21 protein-coding genes are annotated in these 21,956 nt (G+C 73.1%); 9 read left to right on the top strand and 12 right to left on the bottom strand.

All coding sequences use genetic code 11. From position 1 onward, the window contains the following. Position 1: 1 nt before the first annotated feature. From OHB41_RS16080 to OHB41_RS16060, 5 genes are all read right to left on the bottom strand, one after another. Complete coding sequence (locus tag OHB41_RS16080; RefSeq protein ID WP_266698880.1) at positions 2-1,036, bottom strand: LLM class F420-dependent oxidoreductase; 1,035 nt, start codon at positions 1,034-1,036, stop codon at positions 2-4. Between the two features lie 116 nt (positions 1,037-1,152). Further along, positions 1,153-2,004 (bottom strand): DUF5336 domain-containing protein, encoded by an 852-nt coding sequence (locus tag OHB41_RS16075; RefSeq protein WP_266698879.1) that lies wholly within the window; start codon positions 2,002-2,004, stop codon positions 1,153-1,155. Positions 2,005-2,162: 158 nt separating this feature from the next. After that, positions 2,163-3,161, bottom strand: coding sequence for an N-acetylmuramoyl-L-alanine amidase (locus OHB41_RS16070; RefSeq protein WP_266698878.1), 999 nt, complete (start codon positions 3,159-3,161; stop codon positions 2,163-2,165). Between the two features lie 10 nt (positions 3,162-3,171). Continuing rightward, entirely contained in the window at positions 3,172-3,834 is a 663-nt protein-coding gene (locus OHB41_RS16065) for a class I SAM-dependent methyltransferase (protein ID WP_266698877.1), read from the bottom strand. Between the two features lie 257 nt (positions 3,835-4,091). After that, positions 4,092-5,831, bottom strand: a complete 1,740-nt coding sequence (locus OHB41_RS16060; protein ID WP_266698875.1) for an MFS transporter — start codon at positions 5,829-5,831, stop codon at positions 4,092-4,094. A gap of 225 nt (positions 5,832-6,056) precedes the next feature. Here OHB41_RS16060 and OHB41_RS16055 point away from each other — a divergent pair, with 225 nt between their 5' ends. From OHB41_RS16055 to OHB41_RS16045, 3 genes are all read left to right on the top strand, one after another. Next, positions 6,057-7,253, top strand: coding sequence for a lipid-transfer protein (locus OHB41_RS16055; protein WP_266705894.1), 1,197 nt, complete (start codon positions 6,057-6,059; stop codon positions 7,251-7,253). Between the two features lie 319 nt (positions 7,254-7,572). Further along, a complete protein-coding gene (locus tag OHB41_RS16050) occupies positions 7,573-8,112 on the top strand; it encodes a SigE family RNA polymerase sigma factor (RefSeq protein ID WP_266698873.1) in 540 nt (179 codons plus the stop codon). After that, entirely contained in the window at positions 8,112-8,948 is an 837-nt protein-coding gene (locus OHB41_RS16045; protein ID WP_266698871.1) for a hypothetical protein, read from the top strand. The genes OHB41_RS16050 and OHB41_RS16045 overlap by 1 nt, the downstream gene beginning before the upstream one ends. A 30-nt stretch (positions 8,949-8,978) precedes the next feature. Here OHB41_RS16045 and OHB41_RS16040 read toward each other — a convergent pair whose 3' ends face one another. The 4 genes from OHB41_RS16040 to OHB41_RS16025 form a co-directional block, all read right to left on the bottom strand. Further along, positions 8,979-9,611, bottom strand: coding sequence for a response regulator transcription factor (locus tag OHB41_RS16040; protein ID WP_153293147.1), 633 nt, complete (start codon positions 9,609-9,611; stop codon positions 8,979-8,981). Between the two features lie 68 nt (positions 9,612-9,679). Further along, positions 9,680-10,993: a sensor histidine kinase gene (locus OHB41_RS16035; protein WP_266698870.1), complete on the bottom strand. Its 1,314-nt coding sequence runs from the start codon at positions 10,991-10,993 to the stop codon at positions 9,680-9,682. Positions 10,994-11,137: 144 nt separating this feature from the next. After that, positions 11,138-11,860, bottom strand: a complete 723-nt coding sequence (locus OHB41_RS16030) for an ABC transporter permease (protein WP_266698868.1) — start codon at positions 11,858-11,860, stop codon at positions 11,138-11,140. Beyond that, entirely contained in the window at positions 11,860-12,789 is a 930-nt protein-coding gene (locus OHB41_RS16025) for an ABC transporter ATP-binding protein (protein WP_266698866.1), read from the bottom strand. The genes OHB41_RS16030 and OHB41_RS16025 overlap by 1 nt, the downstream gene beginning before the upstream one ends. Before the next feature lie 326 nt (positions 12,790-13,115). Here OHB41_RS16025 and chsH3 point away from each other — a divergent pair, with 326 nt between their 5' ends. Genes chsH3 through OHB41_RS16010 form a run of 3 tightly spaced genes read left to right on the top strand, consistent with a single transcriptional unit; the run spans position 13,116 to position 16,100 of the window. Continuing rightward, positions 13,116-14,000 carry an enoyl-CoA hydratase ChsH3 gene (gene chsH3 / locus OHB41_RS16020; RefSeq protein WP_266698864.1) on the top strand — a complete coding sequence of 295 codons (885 nt, stop codon included), beginning with the start codon at positions 13,116-13,118 and terminating at the stop codon, positions 13,998-14,000. A 30-nt stretch (positions 14,001-14,030) separates the two neighbouring features. Next, entirely contained in the window at positions 14,031-15,107 is a 1,077-nt protein-coding gene (locus OHB41_RS16015; protein ID WP_266698863.1) for a Zn-dependent alcohol dehydrogenase, read from the top strand. A gap of 36 nt (positions 15,108-15,143) precedes the next feature. Continuing rightward, entirely contained in the window at positions 15,144-16,100 is a 957-nt protein-coding gene (locus tag OHB41_RS16010) for a 3-oxoacyl-ACP reductase (RefSeq protein WP_266698862.1), read from the top strand. Positions 16,101-16,316: 216 nt separating this feature from the next. Here OHB41_RS16010 and OHB41_RS16005 read toward each other — a convergent pair whose 3' ends face one another. Together OHB41_RS16005 and OHB41_RS16000 are read right to left on the bottom strand one after the other, a co-directional pair. Further along, positions 16,317-16,484 (bottom strand): hypothetical protein, encoded by a 168-nt coding sequence (locus tag OHB41_RS16005; RefSeq protein WP_266698861.1) that lies wholly within the window; start codon positions 16,482-16,484, stop codon positions 16,317-16,319. Positions 16,485-16,542: 58 nt separating this feature from the next. Continuing rightward, positions 16,543-17,913: a hypothetical protein gene (locus OHB41_RS16000; protein ID WP_266698859.1), complete on the bottom strand. Its 1,371-nt coding sequence runs from the start codon at positions 17,911-17,913 to the stop codon at positions 16,543-16,545. Between the two features lie 253 nt (positions 17,914-18,166). On the opposite strand from OHB41_RS16000, the gene OHB41_RS15995 reads away from it, so the two are divergent. Genes OHB41_RS15995 through OHB41_RS15985 form a run of 3 tightly spaced genes read left to right on the top strand, consistent with a single transcriptional unit; the run spans position 18,167 to position 21,128 of the window. After that, entirely contained in the window at positions 18,167-19,027 is an 861-nt protein-coding gene (locus OHB41_RS15995; protein WP_266698857.1) for a Nif3-like dinuclear metal center hexameric protein, read from the top strand. After that, entirely contained in the window at positions 19,024-19,767 is a 744-nt protein-coding gene (locus tag OHB41_RS15990; protein WP_266705890.1) for a zinc ribbon domain-containing protein, read from the top strand. Before OHB41_RS15995 ends, OHB41_RS15990 begins: the two co-directional genes overlap by 4 nt. Positions 19,768-19,772: 5 nt before the next feature. Then, positions 19,773-21,128, top strand: coding sequence for a bifunctional RNase H/acid phosphatase (locus OHB41_RS15985; protein ID WP_266698856.1), 1,356 nt, complete (start codon positions 19,773-19,775; stop codon positions 21,126-21,128). Here OHB41_RS15985 and OHB41_RS15980 read toward each other — a convergent pair. Beyond that, on the bottom strand, positions 21,103-21,942 hold the full coding sequence (locus OHB41_RS15980; protein ID WP_266698855.1) for a helix-turn-helix domain-containing protein: 840 nt from the start codon (positions 21,940-21,942) through the stop codon (positions 21,103-21,105). The two genes, OHB41_RS15985 and OHB41_RS15980, sit on opposite strands and share 26 nt — an antisense overlap. Between the last annotated feature and the right edge of the window lie 14 nt (positions 21,943-21,956).

Genomic DNA, 21,956 nt, shown 5'->3' with positions numbered 1-21,956 from the left:
ACTAGGAGTTGAGATCCGCCAGGACGCGAAGCGAGTGAGGGTCCGGCGACAGCGCCAGCAGGTCTGTCACCGGTCCCTTGCGCCACAGTTCGAGCCGTTCGGCGATGCGCTCACGCGGCCCGACCAGTGAGATCTCGTCGGCGAAGGCGTCCGGCACGGCGAGCACCGCCTCCTGACGGCGCCCGGCGAGGAACAGCTCCTGGATGAGCCGCGCCTCCTCCTCGTAGCCCATGCGTGCCATCAGATCGGCGTGGAAGTTGCGCGCCGAGTGCCCCATGCCGCCGATGTAGAAGCCGAGCATCGCCTTGACGGGCAGCAGCCCCTCGGCGACGTCGTCGCAGACGCGGACATGGGCCATGGGCGCGACGAGGAACGGCGCCGCGCCCGCTCCGGTGCGGGCGTCACCCAGCTCCGCCAGCGCAGCCTCGTACGCCTGCGGACGGGTGGGCGACCAGTGCAGCGGCAGCCATCCGTCCGCGATCCGGGTCGTCTGCGCGATGTTCTTCGGCCCCTCGGCGCCGAGCAGGACGGGCAGGTCGGCGCGGAGGGGATGGGTGATCGGACGCAGCGCCTTGCCGAGCCCCGTGCCGTCGGCCCCCCGGTAGGGATGGGAGTGGAAACGCCCGTCGAGTCGCACGGGCCCCTCGCGTCTGAGGACCTGGCGTACGACGTCCACGTACTCCCGGGTCGCGGTCAGCGGGGACTTGGGGAAGGGGCGCCCGTACCAGCCCTCCACCACCTGCGGCCCCGACAGGCCGAGACCGAGCATCATCCGGCCGCCCGAGAGGTGGTCCAGCGTGAGCGCGTGCATCGCGGTCGTGGTGGGGGAGCGGGCGGCCATCTGCGCGACCGCCGTACCGAGGCGGATACGGGTGGTCTGCGCGGCGATCCAGGTCAGCGGGGTGAAGGCGTCCGAACCCCAGGACTCGGCCGTCCACACGGAGTGATAGCCGAGCCGTTCCGCCTCCAGCGCCAGCGGCAGATGGTCCGCGGAGGGGCCGCGCCCCCAGTAACCGAGTGCGAGACCGAGCCGCATGTCCCCTCCAGGCGCCATGTTCTGACGCATCGTCAGCTCTGTGCAACCGTCAGGCGACTGTACGGCAACGGCCCCCCGCCCGAAAGGGCGAGGGGCCGCGCGGAGACCTGTGCGCGTCAGCCGCGCTGGATCCCCGAGATGTCCTGCAGCACACCGCGGCGACCGTCCTGCGTCTGCGCCACCAGGTGCTGGCCGCGCTGCTCCACGGCCAGGTACCAGGTGCCCGGCGCGAGCTCGGCGATCGGCGCCGGCGAACCGTCCTCCGAGAACAGCGGACGCGGCACCGGCACGGCGAACCAGAACGGCGAGAAGTCCCCGGCGGGCTGCTGCGCCTGCGGGGCCGGCGCCTGCTGCGGCTGGCTGGGCTGCGCGCCGAACGGCTGCCCCTGCTGCGGCTGACCGCCGTAGGGCTGACCCGGCTGCTGGGCACCCGGGTACCCGTAACCACCCTGCGGCTGACCGCCGTAGGGCTGGGGGGCGGCGGGCTTCGGGGCGGGCACGAGGCCGACCTGGAGCGCGGGGACGAGCGGGGTGGCGATCGCGGCGGCCGCCATGATCAGCGTCGCGACGAGGGACAGGATGAGGCCGATGCCGGGGCCCACACCGCCGCCCCCGCCCTGGATGTTGTTGAAGCCGCCCGTCGGGTCGAAGACGTTCCCGAGCGCGCTCCACGCGGCGAAGACGGTGAAGGCGACACCGAACGGGCCGAGGTCGAGTCCGGCGACCTTGGATACGTGCGGCAGCGCGCGGGAGGCGACGACCAGTCCGGCTCCGAGGATGCCGGCCAGGATCACGCTCAGTACGAAGGGGCCGCTCGCCCAGGTGCTGGGGCTGTCGACGCGGACCGTTCGCCCGTCGGCGGTCGGAACGTCGTCGATCGAAAAGATGGCGAGGAACGACGCGATGAACAGCAGGACCGCTGCTCCGATCACCACGCCGTCGCCTCGAGTGAGGGAGCGGATATTCACTTCAGGTCCTTCGTCAGTCGTCTCGTCGTCGGTGGAGGCATCGCTGACACCATGTCGCCGTCGGGCCCTGGTGTGAAGCGCGGGGGCGGCCCCACATCGTAAAGGCGACACTATCGCCCATACGATCGGGGTGTCCGGAGGGTGCGGCCCGCCGGTCACTACCCGCGCAGGAAACCCACGATTCCCTCAGAGATTCCACGCGCCGCCTTCTGCCGCCACGCGCCGCTGGTCAGCAACGCCGCGTCCTTGCTATCGCGCATGTTGCCGCACTCGATGAACACCTTCGGAACCGTTGACAGATTGAGACCGCCGAGATCGCTGCGGACGTCCAGTCCGGTGCCGCCGCCGACGTAGTTGGAGGGCGCGCTTCCGGTGGCGCGGACGAAGTTGCCCGCGATGCGCTCACCCAGATCGCGCGACCGGGCGACGATGGGCCGGGTGTCGGCGTCGCCCGAGTGGACGGACGCGGGGAGGATGACGTGGAAGCCGCGGTTGCCGGCTGCGGAGCCGTCCGCGTGGATGGAGACGACCGCGTCGGCGTGCGAGTCGTTGCCGATCCGGGCCCGCTCGTCGACGCACGGGCCCCAGGAGCGGTCGCCGTCCTGGGTGAACTTCACCGTGGCGCCCTCCTGTTGGAGGAGCGTGCGCAGCCTGCGGGCGACATCGAGGGTGAACCGGGCTTCGGCGTAACCCGCGTTGGTAGACGTGCCGGTGGTGTCGCACTCCTTGGAGTTCGTGCCGATGTTCACCTTGCGGTTGATCTCGGCCGAGTGCTGGAAGTTGCCCGGGTTGTGTCCCGGGTCGACGACCACGACCTTGCCCTTGAGCGGGCCGGAGGCGCCGGGACCACCCGCGGTGGAGGGGCCGGAACGGGTGGCGGTGCCGGAGGGCGACGGGCTCCGGTGCTGCGCGTCACCCGTCCCGGACGCCGACGGTGTCCGGGACGCGGAGGACGCGGCGGCCCCGGAGGACGGGGACGTCGGCGAGATGGACGAGGACGAGGCGGCTCCGGAGGAACCGCCCGGGTCATCCACCGCCTGCCACACCAGCCATCCCACCAGTGAGCCCGTCACCAGCGCGGCGAGCGTCACCGTCATCGGCCCGCGCCCGGGGCGGCGCGGCTGGGGAGGATCGAAGTCAGGGCCTACGTACGACACGTCTGCGACTCTAACCGCGACCTCGGATCCCTGCTCCCGTTCGCCGCAGGACGCGCAGCGAGTCGGTCACCGAGATCTCCGTGAACGCGCCCGACTCCAGGGCCCGGAGGTAGACGCGGTACGGGGCCTGACCGGTGAACTCGTCGGCCGGGTCCGGGAACACGTCGTGGATCAACAGCAGGCCGCCCTCGGCCACATGGGGGGCCCAGCCCTCGTAGTCGCCGGACGCGTGCTCGTCCGTGTGGCCGCCGTCGATGAAGACGAGACCGAGCGGCGTCCCCCAGAACGCGGCGATCTGCGGTGAGCGGCCGACGATCGCGACCACCTGCTCCTCGAGCCCCGCCCGGTGGAGGGTGCGGCGGAAGGTGGGCAGCGTGTCCATCCGGCCGATCTCGGGGTCGACCGTTGACGGGTCGTGGTACTCCCACCCGGGCTGCTGCTCCTCGCTGCCCCGGTGATGGTCGACCGTGATAGCCGTCACCCCGGCCGCGCGCGCCGCGTCGGCGAGCAGGATCGTGGAGCGCCCGCAGTAGGTGCCGACCTCGAGGAGGGGCAGTCCGAGCCGGCCCGCCTCGACGGCGGCGTCGTATAGCGCGAGGCCCTCGTCGAGCGGCATGAAGCCCTTGGCGGCCTCGAAGGCGGCGAGGATCTCCGGCTTGGGTGCCGCGGGCATGGGGTCCTCCAGCTGGTACCGGTCCCTCCTGCACGGGCCCGTGAGCGCCCCATGCTGCACCACACCCCCGCCGCGGGGGGCGACGGGGGTGGGCTGTGCGCGGGCGGGGCCCCACGGGGGGCGTCGTCGGCGGGACCGCTGGTGCCGGCCCGGTGCGGGGCCGGCACGGTCCGGCTGGTCCGGGTGGTGCCGGCCCGGTGGCGCTGGTGCGGTCCAGGTGGTGCCGGCCCGGTGGGGGTGGGCTGGTGCGCCCGGACCTACGCGGGGACGGTCTCGCCCGGCAGGGCGAGATCCAGGTCGACCGGACGGTCGTCGCCGGAGTGCGTCGCCGAGGAGGCGAGCGGACCGTGGCCCGCGGCCCGGGCGGCGAGGACGTACGCGCCCTCGGCGGGCACGGCCAGCGCGTAGCAGCCGTCCTCCCCGGAGAGCGTGGCGCCCGCCTGACGGCCGCGCCGGTCGATCAGGGTGACCTTGGCGCGGGCGACGGGATCACCGGCGGTGGTCAGGACCCGGCCGCGGAAGCCGCCGAGCACCTCGTGGGCCCGCTCCAGCGCGGCGTCCTCGGCGCTGCTGGCGAGCAGCTGCGGCTTGGTCGCCTGCCGCTGGCGGGGCAGGAAGAGGGCCATGACCAGGCCGACGGCCACCGCGCCCGTCGCGATCATGAAGGAGACCCGGAAGCCGTGCATGGTCGGGACCGCGACACCGCCGACGTCGTTCGCCGTGTTCGCGAGCACCATGCCGATGACGGCGCTGGACACCGACGTGCCGATCGAGCGCATCAGGGTGTTGAGGCCGTTGGCCGCGCCCGTCTCCGAGGCCGGGACGGAGCCGACGATCAGCGCGGGCAGCGAGGAGTAGGCGAGGCCGATGCCCGCGCCCAGGACCACCGCGATCACGATCGTCTGCCAGGCGGCGCTCATCAGGCCGAGCCCCGCGCCGTAGCCGATCCCGATGATCAGCATGCCGATGATCAGCGTGACCTTGGGGCCGTACTTGGCGGAGATCCGGGCGTAGACCGGCGCGGTGAACATCATCGTCAGGCCGAGCGGCGCCACGCACAGACCGGCGACCACCATCGACTGGCCGAGCCCGTAACCGGTGGCCTCAGGCAGCTGGAGGAGCTGCGGCAGGACGAGGGAGACGACGTAGAAGGAGACCCCGACCATGATCGAGGCGAGGTTGGTGAAGAGCACCGAGCGGCGGACGGTGGTGCGCAGGTCGACCAGCGGCGCCTTGACGCGCAGCTCCATCACGCCCCACAGCACGAGCACGACGGCGGAGGCGCCGAACAGGCCGAGCGTGGTGCCCGAGCTCCAGCCCCAGTCACTGCCCTTGGTGATCGGCAGCAGGAAGAGGACGAGACCCGCGGACAGGCCTATCGCCCCCAGCACGTCGAAGGTGCCCTCCGCGCGCATCGGGGACTCCGGTACGGCGACGAGGGTCAGCACGATGGAGACGACGCCGAGTCCGGCGGCGAGGAAGAACAGGGAGTGCCAGTCGGCGTGCTGCGCGACCAGGGCCGAGAGCGGCAGTGCGAGACCGCCGCCGACACCGATCGAGGAGCTCATCAGGGCCATCGCCGAGCCGAGCTTCTCGCGGGGCAGCATGTCGCGCATCAGGCCGATGCCGAGCGGGATCGCGCCCATGGCGAAGCCCTGCAGGGCGCGGCCGGCGATCATCACGAGCAGGTCGCTGGTGAACCCGGCGATCAGTGAGCCGACGACCATCACGGACAGGCTCATGAGCAGCATGCGCCGCTTGCCGAAGAGGTCACCGAGGCGGCCCATGATCGGGGTGGCGACGGCTCCCGCGAGCAACGTCGAGGTCATGACCCAGGTGGCGTTGCTGGGGGCGGTACCCAGCAGCTCCGGCAGGTCCTTGATGACCGGGACGAGCAGGGTCTGCATCACCGCGACAACGATGCCCGCGAAGGCCAGCACCGGCACGACCGCAGCACTGGTCCTCCGGGCGGGCTGTTGGGTCGTCGTGTGCGTCATTGCGTGAGGCCTCCAGGCCGGGAGAAGAGAGCAGGCGAGAACGATCCGTGCGGGAGTCGGTGCGGGATACGTGCAAGGTGAACCCGGTCTGCCGGGGCAACTATTCCGATGCTTCGGCGTACTAACGAAAACTTGACCTTCTCGTGAGGATCTGAACGACCGTCAGACCTGGTGGATGAGTAGAACGTGTTCTACTCTGGCGCGCACCACGAGGCTGGGGGTGCCGTGAAGGCGTACGTCGTCGGGGTCGGGATGACCCGTTTCGAGAAGCCGGAGACCCGGGACTGGCAGTACTGGGACATGGCGAAGGAGGCGGGTACCCGTGCCCTGCGGGACGCGGGGATCGCGTACATCGACGTCCGGCAGGTGCCCGTCGGCCACTGCTTCCAGGCCTCCACCGCGGGGCAGCGGGCCGCCTACGAGCTGGGCCTGACCGGCGTGCCCGTCTACAACGTCAACAACAACTGCGCCACCGGGGCGAGCGCGCTGATGCTGGCGCGGCAGTTCGTCGAGGGCGGGATCTCGGACTGCGTACTGGCGTTGGGGTTCGAGAAGATGAAGCGCGGGGCGCTGGGCGGCGGCGCCGACGCCGGGGACTTCGCGACCTCCCCGGTGGCCCGGCACTACGGGGTCATGGCCGCGCGGCACGGCTTCGAGATGTCCCCGCCCACCGCGCAGATCTTCGGCGACGCGGCACGCGAGCACATGGAGCGGTACGGGACCACCGAGGCGCAGCTCGCCGCGGTCGGCGCCAAGAACCACCGGCACTCGGCTCACAACCCGTACGCCCAGTTCCAGGACGTGTACGGGGTCGACGAGGTCCTCGCCGCCCGGGTCGTGCACCGGCCGCTGACGAAGCTCCAGTGCTCGCCCACCTCCGACGGCGCCGCGGCGGCCGTCGTCGTGTCCGAGCGGTTCGCCGAAGAGCGCGGGCTGGGCGGCAGGGCGGTGGAGATCGTCGCGCAGGCGATGACCACGGACACCGAGGAGTCCTTCGCCTCCGGGTCGTGCATCGACGTCGTGGGGCAGCCCATGTCCCGGGAGGCCGCACGCCAGGTCTACGAGCGTGCGGGGCTCGGCATCGAGGACGTGGACGTCGTGGAACTGCACGACTGCTTCTCGATCAACGAACTGCTGACGTACGAGGCGCTCGGCATGTGCGGTGAGGGGGAGTCCGGCAAGCTCGTCGAATCGGGGGCCACCACCTATGGCGGGCGGTGGGTGGTGAACCCGTCCGGCGGTCTGATCTCGAAGGGGCACCCGCTGGGGGCGACCGGGATCGCCCAGGTGGCCGAGCTGGTCTGGCAGTTGCGGGGCGAGGCGGGCGAGCGGCAGGTGGCGGACGCGCGGGTCGGCCTCGCCCACAACATCGGGCTCGGCGGGGCGGCCGTGGTCACACTGCTGCGGGCGGCAGGCGGCTGAACCGGGACCGGCCGGCTCCGCACGTTCCCGGCCGGCGTCCGTGGGGGCCGTCGTGACCGGCCCCGGTGGCCGGGCCCTGGCCGGGCGGACGCCCGCCCGGACCCCGGAGGCGAGGGCGGCCCGGACGCGGGTGGCCCCGCCGGGGTCCGCGCGCGCCGGCCCCTCGTACCGTGTGACCCGTGAGGTCCGGCGGCGCGGGGCCGATCCCGCCGGGACCGCCGGGTCGCCGGGGTCGCCGAAACCGCCGCGGAGGATATCCGGCCACCGAGGCAACGAAAACCGGTCCTCGTGGACTCCTTTGAACATCTAGGAGGTGCCCATGGGGGATCGGAAACAGGCCCGGGACGAGGAGTTCCAGGGCTTTGTCGTCGGCCGCTGGCCGCGGCTGCTGCGTACGGCGTTCCTCCTCACGGGGGAGCAGCACGCGGCCGAGGACCTGGTCCAGTCGACGCTGGAACAGATCTACGTGGCCTGGCGCCGGGTCGACACGGCCGACGACCCGGACGCCTACGTCCGGCGCGTGATGGTCAACGCGCATGCCCGCAGGCACCGCCGGCGCCTCAAGGAGTTCCTGGCGCCGAAGGACGACTCGGGCCTCACCCACGAGGTTCCCGAGGGCGGCGACCGGATGGCCCAGGCCGACGACCGCAGCGCCCTGCTGAAGGCCCTCGCCCAGCTGCCGCCACGCCAGCGCGAGGCGGTCGTCCTGCGGTACTGGGAGGACCTGAGCGAGGCGCGGGTGGCGGAGGCGATGGGCTGCTCGGTGGGCGCGGTGAAGAGCAACGCGGCGAAGGGGATCGCGAAGCTCCGCGCCGTACCGGGACTGGCCGACATGGTGACGTACGGAGGGCGGAAGTGATGGACGCGGACCGGGAGACCGACCACGACATGACGCACGGGGACATCGCCGTGCTGCTGGCCACGGCGGCGGACGGGGTGAGGATCGGCCCGGCCCCCTGCCAGGCGCTGGTCCGCGCCGGCCGGCGCCGCAGGGCCCGCCGCTGGGCGATCGCCGCGACCGCCGCCCTGGTGGTCGCTGGCTCGACGGGGACGCTGGCGCTGGCCGGGGCGAGGGACGACGGCGCGAAGCGGGTCGCGCCGGCCGCGACCCGCCTGCCGGTGAGCGACGAACGGCATCTGTACGAGCCGCGGAGCAGCGACCTGGCCAGGGGAACCGACCAGGGCAGGAAGTGGAAGGTGGTCATCTACGTGTGGGGGGCGCCCCGTGACCGGACGGAGGCACAGCGCCAGATGGACGCCATGGCCCGGTCCGGGTTCGGGAATCCGGGGGTGGAGCCGCCGACCGCCGTCCAACTCGTCGGCAGGAGCGCGTACTTCGTGCGCCTGACCGTGGACGGCACGACGTCGACCAAGATGCTGGGGGCGTTCGACAAGCGCGGCACGATGTCGGGCCGGGACGTGTGGTCCGCCGCACTGCCGCTGGAGATCAGGAGGACGACGCCGAGAGGGTCCGGCGAGCGGCTCGTGATCGGCCGGGTCTCCACGACGGCCCAGGAGGTCACCTGCACCTGGGACGACGCCACGACGACCACGGCGTACCGGCCCGCCCCGGGCACGGGCATCGGCGGGGACTTCGAGGACCTGATCCGCCCGGCGGACGGCTCCCCGTCCGACTGGTTCGTCTGCCTGGGACCGGAGGGCAGGACCTTCAAGGCGGTGGCGGTGACGAAGTAGGAGCCGCGCGGCGACGCGGGCGGCCGCCGGTCAGAGCCATCCCTGCTGACGGGCCTCCCGCATCGCCTCCATACGGTTGCGGGTGCCGGTCTTGCCGATCGCGGAGGACAGGTAGTTGCGGACCGTCGACTCGGAGAGGTGGAGTCTGCCCGCGATGTCGGCGACGGTGGCGCCGTCCACCGAGGCCTTCAGCACGTCGCACTCGCGGGCGGTGAGGGGACTGGGCCCGGCGCTCAGCGCGGCCGCGGCCAGCGCCGGGTCGATGACCCGCTCGCCGGTCAGCACCCGACGGATCGCCTCGGCCAGCTCCTCCACGGGCCCGTCCTTGACCAGGAACCCCGCGGCGCCCGCCTCCATGGCGCGGCGCAGATAGCCGGGCCGGCCGAAGGTCGTGAGGATCAACACCCGGCAGTCCGGGGCCTGCCGGCGCAGCTCGGCGGCGGCGTCCAGACCGCTCATGCCCGGCAGTTCGATGTCCAGCAGGGCCACGTCCGGGCGGTGCAGCAGCGCGGCGTCCACGATCGCGTCGCCCGCCGCGACCTGCGCGACGACCTCCAGGTCCTCCTCCATGCCGAGCAGCAGAGCGAGCGCCCCGCGCATCATTCCCTGGTCCTCGGCGAGCAGGACCCTCACACACTTCACCGGACGGTGATCCCGGGGCATCTCATCCACGGGCCCAGCGTAGGCCTGCGGCAGCGCCATGTCCTGGACGGACGAGGTGGGATGCGTGGTCACCGCGCCCTGGGTACCTTGGACAGCGGCAACTCCACCGGATCCGCGGGGAGTTCACCGTCCACGGGAAGCTCGCCCTCCACGGGCAGTTCGGCGGTGACCGTGAAGCCGCCGCGCGGGGACGGGCCGGCCCGCAGGGACCCGCCGGCCGCCGCCAGGCGTTCGGTCAGGCCCTTCAGACCGGTTCCGCCGATGCCCGGCACGGGTGACGGGGAGAGCGTGCCGTCCCCGTCGTCCGCGATCTCCAGACGGACCCGGTCCCGCGTACCGGCGACGCTGATCTCGCAGCGGGTCGCGCCGCTGTGCCGGACGACGTTGGTGACCGCCTCGCGCAGCACCCAGCCCAGCAGGGCCTCGGACCGCGGCACGAGGGGCGGCCCCGACTGCCGTACGACCGGGTCGACGCCCACCGCGGACAGCGCCGAGCGGGCCCGGTCCAGCTCGGTGGCGAGGCTGCCCTCGCGGTAGCCGGTGACCGCCTCGCGGATCTCCGTGAGGGCCTGGCGGCCGACCGACTCGATGTCCGTGACCTGCACCAGGGCCGCCTCCAGATCGCGGGGCGCCAGCCGGCGGGCCGCCTCCGACTTCACCACGATCACGGAGAGCGTGTGGCCGAGCAGGTCGTGCAGGTCGCGGGAGAAACGCAGCCGCTCCTTCTCCACGGCGCGCCGGGCCAGCTCCTCACGGGCGGCCCGCAGCTCCCGTACCGCCTCGGCGAGGGACAGGATCGCCGCCGTGACCATCGTGGAAAGGAAGGTGCCGTACGCGATGTTGATCGCGTCCCAGCCCTCCCGGACGCCGGAGACAGCACCCGCCAGCGCGGCCAGACCGATACCCGTCCTGCCGAGCCAGGGGCCGCGCAGGGTCGCCCCCGTCGCGAGACCGAGCAGCGGGAAGAACAGCAGCCAGTTGCCGCCGTAGCCGATGGCGAGACCGCAGGTCAGCACGCCCATCGCGGCGAGCGCCAGGCGCGTGGACAGGGCCTCGCGCTTCTCCTTCACGAAGGCACGGAACGCGACGTTGATGTAAAGGGAGTTGAAGATGAACAGGCCGGCGGCGCCGATCCAGGGGTTCGCGGTCCTGCCCTGGAACAGGTTGGAGAAGGCCCCCATACCCAGCAGCAGCCAGGGCAGCAGGGCGAACCCGGTCGGCGGCGGCCCCGGGTTCTCGGGCAGCGCCTGCCCGTTCCCGCGCGCGGTGCGCCGCGCCGCCTTGAACCTCACCATGTCCGCCTTCCACCGCCGCCGCGACTCCTGCCACGCCTTGACCCGGCAGACGACTCCGCGCATCCACGAGCTGTGCGTCCACGACATGTCCGTGCTCCCCGTTCCCCGCTCCAGTTGGGACCTTTCCCCGCTGCTGCTGCTGCCGCCGCGCCGCCGTCCGGGCGGGCCGCCGCCGTCCGCGGACCGTCGCCGCCCGGGCGGACCGTCGCGGTACGGACGGCCCGCCGCCCTTCAGGCGGTCCGCGCCGCCCTGCGGTACGACACCACAGCGTACGAACCGAAGGCCAGCAGCCAGGCCACCAGCACCGCGACCGCGCCGAGCGCCGGAGCGCGGCCGTCGGTGACGGACAGGCCGAGCTCCGCGAAGCGGTTGGCCGGCGTGTACACGGACACCGACCGCAGCCAGTCGGGGAACAGCGTGACCGGGAACCACAGACCGCCCACCACCGAGAGCCCCAGGTTGCACGCCATGTTCGCGACGCCGGTGGTCTGCGCGGTCAGCCGGTAGCCGTTGCCCAGGCCGAGCAGCGTGAACGGCACGGAGCCGAGCCAGAGCAGCACCGCGACCGCCGCCCACTGCCAGGCCGCCAGACGCACGCCGTTGACCAGACCGCCCGCGGCCAGCACCGCGGCGATCGCCGGCAGCACGGTCACCGAGCCGGTCAGCGCCCGCCCCAGCACCACCTCGCGCGGCGTCATCGGCGTCACCCGCAGCTGCCGCAGCCAGCCGGTCACCCGGTCCTCGGCGACCCCGCCGCCGGTGTTCAGGGCCGAGCCCACCGCCCCGTACGCGGCCATCCCGATCATCGAACCGGTCTTCCAGCCGCCGTCGTCGCCTCCGCCACCGAGGTTGGTGAAGAGCAGGTACATCATCACGGGCATCGCGACGCCACCGATCACGAAGCCGGTGTCGCGCAGCGTGCGGCGCACCTCCAGCCGCAGGTAGTCCAGCATCACACCGCCTCCAGAGCAGGTGAGGTGAGGGCCAGGAACGCGTCGTCCAAGGACGCCGCGGTGACCTCCAGGCCACGGATCGAGCCCCGTTGGGCCAGCGCGACCACCGTCGCGTCCGAGTCGTCCGTCCGCAGGCGCGCCCGGTCCCCGCGCACCTCCACCGACACCACACCGGGCAGCAGGGTCAGCCCCCGCGTGCTCTCTCCGGCCAGTTCGAAGGAGACCAGGTTGCCGCCGACCGACCGCTTGAGCTGCTCACCGGTGCCGTCCGCGACGATCCGCCCCCGGTCGATGACGAGGATCCGGTCCGCGTGCGCGTCGGCCTCGTCCAGATAGTGCGTGGAGAACAGGACGGTGTGCCCGCGCCGCGCGTACGCCCGCATCGACGCCCAGAACGCCTGCCGCGCCTCCACGTCCAGCGCGGCGGTCGGCTCGTCGAGCACGATCAGCGCGGGGTTCCCGGCGAGCGCCACCGCGAACCGCACCCGCTGCGCCTGGCCGCCGGAGAGCCGGTCGGCGCGCCGTCCCGCCAGCTCCGCGATCCCCGCCAGCCGCAGCGCCTCGTCCACCGGCAACGGCGCCGGATAGCGGCCCGCCACGAAGGAGACCAGCTCGCGGACGGTCACGCGGGGCACCGGCCGCGCCTCCTGGAGCATGGCACCGATCCGCCCGGCGCGCACCGCCCGCTCCGGGGGCCCGCCGAAGAGCGCGACCGACCCCTCGTCGGGCTCGTTCAGCCCGAGCAGGAGGGAGATCGTGGTCGACTTGCCCGCCCCGTTGCGGCCCAGCAGCGCCACGGTCTCGCCGCGGGCGATCTCCAGATCCACCCCGTCCACGGCGCGCACCGCGCCGAACGCCTTGACGGCCCCCGTGAAGGACACCGCCGCTTCCGTCTCCGTCGTTCCGGTCGTCCCCGTCGTCCATGTCATGAGGACGACGTTACGAGCCGGGACGGCGGGCCCGGCAGAGGCACTTGTGGGCAGTCGGCCGGGACAAATGTCACGGCCGCCGTCGGCCGGTGTCGCGTCCGGTGCCTCGTCTCGCCTCACGGCTCGTGTTCCGGCCGGTGCCGCGAGCCCGGATCTGACATGACGTCAGCAGCCTTCACAACTCGGGGGCGCTGGGCTATACAGGGGGTCGCCGTACTGGAACGCGTTCTAGAACAGGCGGGTTCCGAGGCCCCGTGTCGACCTCGGTGCGGCCGACGGTGCGGACGGCCGCATCGAGGTCTTTCGCGCTAGTGATCAGGAGCCCCATGCCCATCGACGCCGCAAAGGCCCTCGCCGCCGAACCCCGTATCGGTGAGATCACCTGGGACCGGAAGGACGTCCAGCTCTACCACCTCGGCCTCGGAGCGGGCGCGAACCCGGACAAGCGGACCCCCGCCACGGACGCCGACGAGCTGCGCTACACCCTCGAGTCCAGGCTGCACGTCCTGCCGAGCTTCGCCACCGTCGCGGGCGCCGGCTCCCCCGGTGTGATCGGCGGTCTGTCCATGCCCGGGGTCGACGTCGACCTCACCCGCGTCCTGCACGGCGGGCAGCGCGTCGCACTGCACCGCCCGATACCGGCCGAGGGCAGGGCGACGGCCACCGGGCGGATCGCCGCCGTCTACGACAAGGGCAAGGCCGCGATCCTGGTCATGCGCACCGAGGTCGCGGACGCCGAGGGGCCGCTGTGGACGAACGACGCCCAGATCTTCGTACGGGGAGAGGGCGGCTGGGGCGGCGACCGCGGCCCCTCCACCCGCCTCGACGCACCGGACGGGCCGCCGGACCGGACCGTCGAACGCCCGGTCCGCGAGGACCAGGCGCTGCTCTACCGGCTCTCCGGCGACTGGAACCCGCTGCACGCCGACCCGGAGTTCGCCAAGCTGGCCGGCTTCGACCGGCCGATCCTGCACGGACTGTGCACGTACGGCGTGACGCTCAAGGCGGTCGTCGACACGCTGCTCGACGGGGACGTGTCCCGCGTCCGCTCGTACACCACCCGCTTCGCCGGTGTCGTGTTCCCCGGCGAGACCCTGCGCATCCGCATGTGGCGCGGGCCTGCCCGGGACGGCGGGATCCGGGTGTCGGTGACCGCGGCCGACCGGGACGACGCGCCGGTGCTGGCCGACACCGTCGTCGAGCACGCGTGAGCCCAGCCCACCGTTGAGAGGAGCCGCACCATGCGCGCAGCCGTACAGCACGAGACAGGCCAGGACAAACTCGACGTCGTCGACGACGTCGAGGCCGTGGGCTTCGGGCCCGGCCGGGTCAGGATCCGGGTGCGGGCCACCGGACTGTGCCACTCGGACCTGTCCGCGATGAGCGGCGTACTGCCGCAGCCCGCACCGTTCGTGCCCGGTCACGAGGGCGCCGGAGAGGTCACCGAGGTGGGCGAGGGAGTCACCGGTCTCAAGCCCGGCGACCGGGTCGTCGTCTGCTGGCTGCCGGCCTGCGGTGCCTGTCCCGCCTGCAAGCGCGGCCAGACCGAGCTGTGCCTGGCCGGGTTCATGAACGCGGGAACCCCCAACTTCAGGCGCTCCGGCCAGGATGTCTTCGGCTTCGCCGGGACCGGCACCTTCGCGGAGGAGGTCGTGGTGGACGCGGGCTGCGCCGTGCCCATCCCCGACGACGTGCCCTTCGACATCGCGGCCCTCATCGGCTGCGGCGTCACGACCGGGCTCGGCGCCGCCCTCAACACCGCCGACGTGGAGGCCGGTTCGTCGGTCGCGGTGATCGGCTGCGGCGGGGTCGGCATCTCCGCCATCCAGGGCGCGCGCCTCAAGGGCGCCGCCGAGATCGTCGCCGTCGACCCGGTCGCCTCCCGTCGCGAGGCCGCGCTGAGGTTCGGCGCGACGAGGGCGGTCGCCCCGGACGGACTCGCCGACGCCAAGCAGTCGGTGACCGCGGGCGAGGGCTTCGACTACGTCTTCGAGGTCGTCGGCAGGTCGGCCACCGCCCGCACCGCCTACGAGACCACCCGGCGCGGCGGCACCCTCGTCGTCGTCGGCGCGGGCGCCATGGACGACTACCTCCAGCTCAACATGTTCGAGCTGTTCTTCGACGAGAAGCGCATCCTGCCCTCCATGTACGGCGGCGGCGACGTCCTGCGCTCCTACGAGCGGACCATCGCCCTGTGGCGTGCGGGCCGTATCGACCTGGAGGGACTGATCACCCACCGGGTGCCGCTGTCCGGGATCAACGAGGCACTGGACCAGATGCGGACGGGCACCGCCCTGCGCACCTGCATCGAGATCTGACCCCGAATCCGACCCCGACCACCGCTGAGGACCCTGATGTCACTGCCACTCGAGGGGCTGACCGCGATCGTCACCGGCGCGGGGCGCGGCCTCGGCCGGGCCGAGGCGCTGGAGCTCGCCGGCCTGGGCGCGTCCGTCGTCGTCAACGACTACGGACGTCCCGGGCGGGACGGTTCGGGCGCGGCCTCGGCCGCGCCCGCCGAGGAGGTCGCCGCCGAGATCCGTGCCGCGGGCGGCCGTGCCCTCGCCCACACCGGCGACGTCGCCGACCACGAACAGGCCCGCGGGCTGGTCGAGTCGGCGGTCGCCGGGTTCGGCAGACTGGACATCCTGGTCAACAACGCGGGCATCCTGCGCGACCGGATGGTCTTCTCGATGTCGGAGGAGGAGTGGGACTCGGTCATCCGGGTCCATCTCAAGGGCCACTTCAACATGACGCACTTCGCGTCCGCGCACTGGCGGGCGCGGTCCAAGGCCGTGGGCGGGCCGGTGTACGGGCGGATCGTCAACACCTCGTCGGAGGCGTTCCTCGCGGGTTCGGCGGGACAGCCCAACTACGCGGCGGCCAAGGGCGGGATCGTCGGCCTGACCACGTCGACCGCGCTGGCGCTGGCCAGGTACGGGGTGACGGCGAACGTCATCTGCCCGCGGGCCCGGACCCGTATGACCGAGGACGTGTTCGCGGGCTTCCCGGCTCCACAGGCCGGTGCGGAGCCGGGGGAGGGGCTGGACCCGCTCGCCCCCGAGCATGTCGCCCCGCTCGTCGGCTACTTGGCCTCGCCCGCCGCCGCGCACGTCAACGGGCAGCTGCTCGTCGTGCACGGCGGCATGGTGGCGGTCGTCGAACGGCCCCGGGTGGCCGCCAAGTTCGACACCAAGCAGGACGCCTTCACCTACGACGAACTCGACGCCCTGCTCAGCCCGCACTACGCCGGGCGCCCGCGTGGCGAGACGTTCGCGGCGGCCGAGGTCCTGGGGCTCAAGCGCGGGTAGCGCCCGGCCGGCGGGACAGGGCGGGCCGGCCGTGACCGGGAGCCCCGGGAACGCGAACGAGCCGCTCCGGGAACGGGGACAGGACACGGGACCGGACGACGACGGTGAGGACACGATGACGGGAACGACACGATGACGGGAACGACACGATGACGGGAACGACACGGCCCCGCTCACCCGAGGTGAGCGGGGCCGTGTCGTAGGTCCGACGTGCTGTCAGGCCGACCTGTCCGGCTGACCGGACGGCTTGCGGTGCCGGCCGTGCGGCATCGCCTCGTCGTCCTGGCCGGAGACCGGCCCCCGGTGCCTGCCGTGGCCCGCGGCCTGCGCCGCGGCGTCCTGGGCGTCGGTGACCGGCGGTTCCATGGTGCTGATGTCGCTCATCTGGTGTTCACCCCGTCAACAAGATCCTTCTTTGTAGCCGGGGGATTCTAACCGGCGGTCATGACCGGGTCGTCGGCAGGTGACCGGGACGCGCGCCGGCCAGTTCCACCCGTTCCCATCCACCGGGCGTCCTGTCCCCGGCCCCCCGCCCGGCGCGGGCGACCGGAAAGGCGGGAGCGATCGGAACGATCGGAACGGCGGAGACGAACGGAAGGCAGGGAACGGCCGGAGCGGCGGGACCGGCGCCGTCCTGTCCCACCGGCCGGGCCGGCGGAGCCGCCCGGCCGGTCAGGGGTGCCTGTTGCAGCGGGACCGGGCGCGCGGCCACCCGTTCCGGCGGGCGTGCGCATTCCGCGTCCACCGGAACGGGTGGCGCCGCCAGCCGCGCCACCCCGCACGGCACCGCCCTCGTGGCGTACGGCAGTCGGAGTTCGCCCTCCCCGGTCAACAGACCCGCCCCCGCCAACCACCCCTCGGGCGCCGGAAGATGGTGGACCTGGCGCTCGACGGGCCGCCACATCCCCACCCAGGTGCCGCCCGGCCCGTCGATCCGCAGGGCCACCGCGCAGCGCTCCGGCGTGAGCACCTGCCCCGGCTGGATCGCGAACGGCGTCACCGCGCAGTCCGAGGCGCGCAGGCACTCCGGGAAGCGGACCGGCAGCGTGCTCCCCAGCACCCCCCAGCCCAGCCGGGCGTGCCCCGGCGAGGGCGCGTCCGAACGGATGAGCAACAGCCCGCTGTCGGCGTCCGCGAGCAGCAGCCGGTCGTTGCTGTCCTCGGCGATCTGCAGCAGCGGTGACACCTCGCCGCCGCGCTCCAGGTCGACGACCACGGTCTTGGTCCGGCCGCCCTGGAAACGGTCCAGCGCCAGCATGCGTCCCGTGCCGTCCAGCCACACCCCGCCCGAACAACGGCCCGGGATCTCGGCGAGGTGTTCGGGACCGAAGGCGCCGCCCGCCACCAGCCAGACCGCCGTGGATGCCCGTCCCACCGCGAGGGCGTACGCGTGTTCCCCGTCGGGCGCGGGCGGCAGCAGCCACAGCCGGAAGCCCTCCTCCGGGCACTCCACCGCGCCGAGCGGCAGCTCCCCGGTGCCGGGCCCGGTCGGATACAGCAGCGAGAACGCGTGCCGTCCGGCCGTCACCCGGTGGATCAGCACCCGCCCGTCGGTCATCGGCAGCACCTCGGTGCCGGGCTCCTCCGGCTGGTGGGACGGCAGCGGCACGGCGTACGGCTCGTGGCCGTCCAGCGTCCAGCGCTCCGGGAACCAGCACTCGCCGTCGAGCGCGAGGCGCGCCGCGTAGGTTCCGTCCGCGGTGATCACGCATCCGGGGCGGCTGGCCCGCCCGTTCTCGTGTGCTGCGTTCTCCGTGTTCACCGTGTTCTGGTTCGCGTGGTCCGCCGCGGGCTCGGTCGCACAGGCCGTCATCGTTCGGTCACCTCCGGCGACGAAGCTAGTTTTCGTACGCACAGACGCGGGACCGACGCCCGGCCGCTTCACACATAAGGGTGGCCGTGCCGCGATTCGCCTGAGGGAACGGGGGCGGGTGTGCTGAGCAGGGCGCGGCGGAGCGCGTGGGGCCGGGACGACGGCGGTATCCGCGCCCGGGGGCGTCCCGCCCGCCCGGTCGAGCGCACCCGCGACCGGTGGGTCACGGACGTGAGGCAGGTAGCCTTTCCCCGTGCCCCGTCTGTCTGAAGTCATCGCCGCGCTCGACACCCTCTGGCCGCCCGAGAGGGCCGAGGGATGGGACGCGGTCGGCACCGTCTGCGGCGACCCCGACCAGGAGGTCACGCGGGTCCTGTTCGCGGTCGACCCGGTCCAGGACGTCGTCGACGAGGCGGTGAAGCTGGGCGCCGACCTGCTGGTCACCCACCACCCGCTCTATCTGCGCGGGACGACGACGGTCGAGGCCGGCACCTTCAAGGGCCGGGTCGTGCACACCCTCATCAAGAACGACATCGCGCTGCACGTCGCGCACACCAACGCCGACCGGGCCGACCCCGGTGTCTCGGACGCCCTGGCCGGCGCGCTCGACCTCCGTGTCGTACGCCCCCTCGTGCCGGACCCGAGCGACCCCGAAGGGCGCCGTGGCCTGGGCCGCGTCTGTGAACTGGACCACCCGGTGACCGTCCGCGAGTTCGCCGCGCGCGCCGCCGGACGGCTGCCGGCCACCGCGCAGGGCATCCGGGTCGCCGGCGACCCCGACGCGCTCGTAAGGACCGTCGCGGTCAGCGGCGGCTCCGGTGACAGCCTCTTCGACGACGTGCGTGCCGCGAGCGTCGACGCCTTCCTCACCGCGGACCTCCGCCACCACCCGGCGTCGGAGTTCACGGCGGTCCGCACCCCCAGTCCTCTCGCGCTGCTCGACGCGGCGCACTGGGCCACCGAGTGGCCCTGGTGCGAGCTGGCCGCCACCCAGCTCGACGAGATCTCCGACCGCCACGGATGGGACCTGCGGGTCCACGTCTCGAAGACGGTCACCGACCCCTGGACCGCCCACGCGGCCTCGAACACCGACACATCTGGAGCCCCCAACTGAACGCCGCGCCCGCCGACCAGATCCGACTCCTCGACGTCCAGACCCTCGACGCACGCCTGCAGCAGCTCGCGCACAAGCGGAGGTCGCTGCCCGAGCACGCCGAGATCGAGTCGCTGAACAAGGACCTCACGCAACTGCGCGACCTGCTCGTCGCCGCGCAGACCGAGGAGAGCGACTGCGCCCGCGAGCAGACCAAGGCGGAGCAGGACGTCGACCAGGTGCGCCAGCGCGCCACCCGCGACCAGCAGCGCCTGGACTCGGGTGCCGTGACCTCCCCCAAGGACCTGGAGAACCTGCAGCGCGAGATCACCTCCCTCGCCAAGCGGCAGGGCGACCTGGAGGACGTCGTCCTGGAGGTCATGGAGCGCCGCGAGTCCGCGCAGGAGCGGGTCGCCGAACTGACCGAGCGGGTCTCCTCCGTCCAGACGAAGATCGACGACGCCACCGGGCGACGGGACGCGGCCTTCGAGTCCCTCGACACCGAGACGGCCACGGTGACCAAGGAGCGCGGCGTCGTCGCCGGTTCGGTCCCGGCCGACCTCCTCAAGCTCTACGACAAGCTGCGCGAGCAGCAGGGCGGCGTCGGCGCGGCCCGGCTCTACCAGCGCCGCTGCGAGGGCTGCCGCCTGGAGCTCAACATCACCGAGGTCAACGACGTCAAGGCGGCCTCCCCGGACACCGTGCTGCGCTGCGAGAACTGCCGCCGGATCCTGGTGCGCACGTCCGAGTCCGGCCTGTAGGGGCCATGGGCGCGCGGGAGTTCATCGTCGAGGCGGACGGCGGTTCCCGGGGCAACCCGGGCCCCGCGGGGTACGGGTCCGTGGTCATCGACGCGGCCACGGGGGAGACGCTGACGGAGGCCGCCGAGTACATCGGCTTCGCCACCAACAACGTCGCCGAGTACCGGGGCCTGGTGGCCGGACTGAAGGCCGCCCGTGAGCTGGACCCGACCGCCACGGTCCGGGTCCGGATGGACTCCAAGCTCGTCGTCGAGCAGATGTCCGGCCGATGGAAGATCAAGCACCCGGACATGAAGCCGCTGGCCGCCGAGGCGGCCCGGATCCTGCCGCCCGCGCAGGTCAGCTACGAGTGGATCCCGCGCGAACGGAACAAGCACGCCGACCGACTGGCCAACGAGGCCATGGACGCGGGGAAGCGGGGCGAGCGGTGGTCGCCGTCGCGGTCGACGGCGGAGCTGGACGCGAGGTCCGCGACGCCGGAGCCGTCGGGCCCGCCGGGGGACGCGGCGGCGGGCGCCGCGAAGGCCCGCGCGGCCTTGAGACCGCCGGGCTCGGAGGCGCCCCACAAGGGGCGCGGGGAACCGCGCGACCAGCCCCCACCGGCCCGCGGTCCGACAACTCCGTCCACCGACCCGACCCTCGGCGGCGAAGCCGCGAAGTCCGAGAACGACGTACGGGCCGCGCGGAACGTGGCCACCCCCGCCCCGGCCGTCGGCTGGGGCGCGGCCCCCGACATGGGCGCGCCCGCGACCTTCGTCCTGCTGCGGCACGGCGAGACCCCGCTGACCCCGCAGAAGCGGTTCTCCGGCAGCGGTGGCACCGACCCCGCACTGTCGGACGTCGGCCGGGAACAGGCCGAGCGGGCCGCCACGGCGCTCGCCGCGCGCGGCACGATCCAGGCGGTCGTGTCCTCTCCGCTCACCCGGACCCGGCAGACCGCGGAAGCCGTCGCCGCCCGTCTCGGGCTCGACGTGACCATCGAGGACGGCCTGCGGGAGACGGACTTCGGCGCCTGGGAGGGGCTGACGTTCGCCGAGGTCCGCGAGCGCCACCCCGACGACCTGAACGCCTGGCTCGCCTCGCCGAAGGCCGAACCCACCGGCGGCGGCGAGAGCTTCGAGGCCACCGCCCGCCGCATCGCCGCCACCCGCGACAAGCTGGTCGCCTCCTACGCGGGCCGCACGGTCCTGCTCGTCACCCACGTCACCCCGATCAAGACGTTCGTACGGCTCGCGATCGGCGCCCCGTCGGAGTCGCTGTTCCGCATGGAGCTGTCCGCGGCCTCCCTGTCGGCGGTGGCGTACTACGCGGACGGCAACGCCAGCCTGCGCCTCTTCAACGACACCTCCCACCTGCGCTGAGCGGACCGCCGGTCCCGGCTCGCCGGGCGTCCCGCGTCCGGAGGATCTCCGCGGTCCCCGGGTCCGCCGGCAGGAACGCCTCCAGGTGGAGCTCGGCGAGCGTCACGTCGACGGCGGTCGCGAACGACGTCAGTGTGGTGAGCAGCCTCAACTCGCCCTCCGCGCAGCGCAGTCGCAGCGGGACGGCGAAGCCGAGGTAGTCCGCGCCGGGCTCGCCCGCCGGCACGTAATGCGCCAGTTCCTCGACCAGCGCGTCGAGCAGCGGGTCGGGGCTGCGCACGGCGCGGGCCCGGAGGTTCTCCACGATGTGCTGTCCCCACGCGTCCAGGTTCACCACCCGCGACCCCATGCCGCGCGGATGCAGGGCGAGCCGCGGCACGTTCACCGGCGGGGCGAGCAGCTCTGCGGCGGCTCCCTCCGTGAGCACCTCGAACGCCGCGTTCGCCGCGACGAGTTCACCCCGGGGCCCCGCCACCACCGCCGGATACGGCAGGTGCCCCTCCAGGATGCTGTCCAATGCCTCCCGCACGGGCCGCAGCGCGACCGCGTCGAGCGGCGACTCCGCGAACGCCGGCGCGTAACCGGCGGCCAGCAGCAGCGAGTTGCGCTCCCGCAGTGTCAGGCCCAGCGACGCGGCGAGCCTGATCACGATCTCCCTGCCGGGCACCGAACGCCCACGCTCGATGAAGCTGACGTACCGCTGTGTCGTCCCCGCCCGCGAGGCGAGCTCCAGCTGACTGACCCGGCGAGCGGTGCGCCAGCGCAGCAACTCCCGTGCGAAGGGGGGAGGTTCGCTCGCGATGCCGGTGACCATGGACCAGTTGTACG

The organism is Streptomyces sp. NBC_01571 (genome assembly GCF_026339875.1).
Taxonomy (GTDB): Bacteria; Actinomycetota; Actinomycetes; order Streptomycetales; family Streptomycetaceae; genus Streptomyces.
Note: the sequence above shows the minus strand (reverse complement) of the source record. Positions and strands in the feature narration are given on the sequence as shown.

What these genes read in the sequence shown, in the direction of transcription:
- chsH3 (WP_266698864.1), top strand. Translation starts at nt 13,116, where the DNA reads ATGCCCATCGACGCCGCAAAGGCCCTCGCCGCCGAACCCCGTATCGGT.
- OHB41_RS16045 (WP_266698871.1), top strand. Translation starts at nt 8,112, where the DNA reads ATGGACGCGGACCGGGAGACCGACCACGACATGACGCACGGGGACATC.
- OHB41_RS16000 (WP_266698859.1), bottom strand. Translation starts at nt 17,913, where the DNA reads ATGACGGCCTGTGCGACCGAGCCCGCGGCGGACCACGCGAACCAGAAC.
- OHB41_RS16035 (WP_266698870.1), bottom strand. Translation starts at nt 10,993, where the DNA reads ATGTCGTGGACGCACAGCTCGTGGATGCGCGGAGTCGTCTGCCGGGTC.
- OHB41_RS16065 (WP_266698877.1), bottom strand. Translation starts at nt 3,834, where the DNA reads ATGCCCGCGGCACCCAAGCCGGAGATCCTCGCCGCCTTCGAGGCCGCC.
- OHB41_RS16040 (WP_153293147.1), bottom strand. Translation starts at nt 9,611, where the DNA reads ATGCCCCGGGATCACCGTCCGGTGAAGTGTGTGAGGGTCCTGCTCGCC.
- OHB41_RS16010 (WP_266698862.1), top strand. Translation starts at nt 15,144, where the DNA reads ATGTCACTGCCACTCGAGGGGCTGACCGCGATCGTCACCGGCGCGGGG.
- OHB41_RS16015 (WP_266698863.1), top strand. Translation starts at nt 14,031, where the DNA reads ATGCGCGCAGCCGTACAGCACGAGACAGGCCAGGACAAACTCGACGTC.
- OHB41_RS15985 (WP_266698856.1), top strand. Translation starts at nt 19,773, where the DNA reads ATGGGCGCGCGGGAGTTCATCGTCGAGGCGGACGGCGGTTCCCGGGGC.
- OHB41_RS16080 (WP_266698880.1), bottom strand. Translation starts at nt 1,036, where the DNA reads ATGCGGCTCGGTCTCGCACTCGGTTACTGGGGGCGCGGCCCCTCCGCG.
- OHB41_RS16030 (WP_266698868.1), bottom strand. Translation starts at nt 11,860, where the DNA reads ATGCTGGACTACCTGCGGCTGGAGGTGCGCCGCACGCTGCGCGACACC.
- OHB41_RS16050 (WP_266698873.1), top strand. Translation starts at nt 7,573, where the DNA reads ATGGGGGATCGGAAACAGGCCCGGGACGAGGAGTTCCAGGGCTTTGTC.
- OHB41_RS15980 (WP_266698855.1), bottom strand. Translation starts at nt 21,942, where the DNA reads ATGGTCACCGGCATCGCGAGCGAACCTCCCCCCTTCGCACGGGAGTTG.
- OHB41_RS16060 (WP_266698875.1), bottom strand. Translation starts at nt 5,831, where the DNA reads ATGACGCACACGACGACCCAACAGCCCGCCCGGAGGACCAGTGCTGCG.
- OHB41_RS16005 (WP_266698861.1), bottom strand. Translation starts at nt 16,484, where the DNA reads ATGAGCGACATCAGCACCATGGAACCGCCGGTCACCGACGCCCAGGAC.
- OHB41_RS16025 (WP_266698866.1), bottom strand. Translation starts at nt 12,789, where the DNA reads ATGACATGGACGACGGGGACGACCGGAACGACGGAGACGGAAGCGGCG.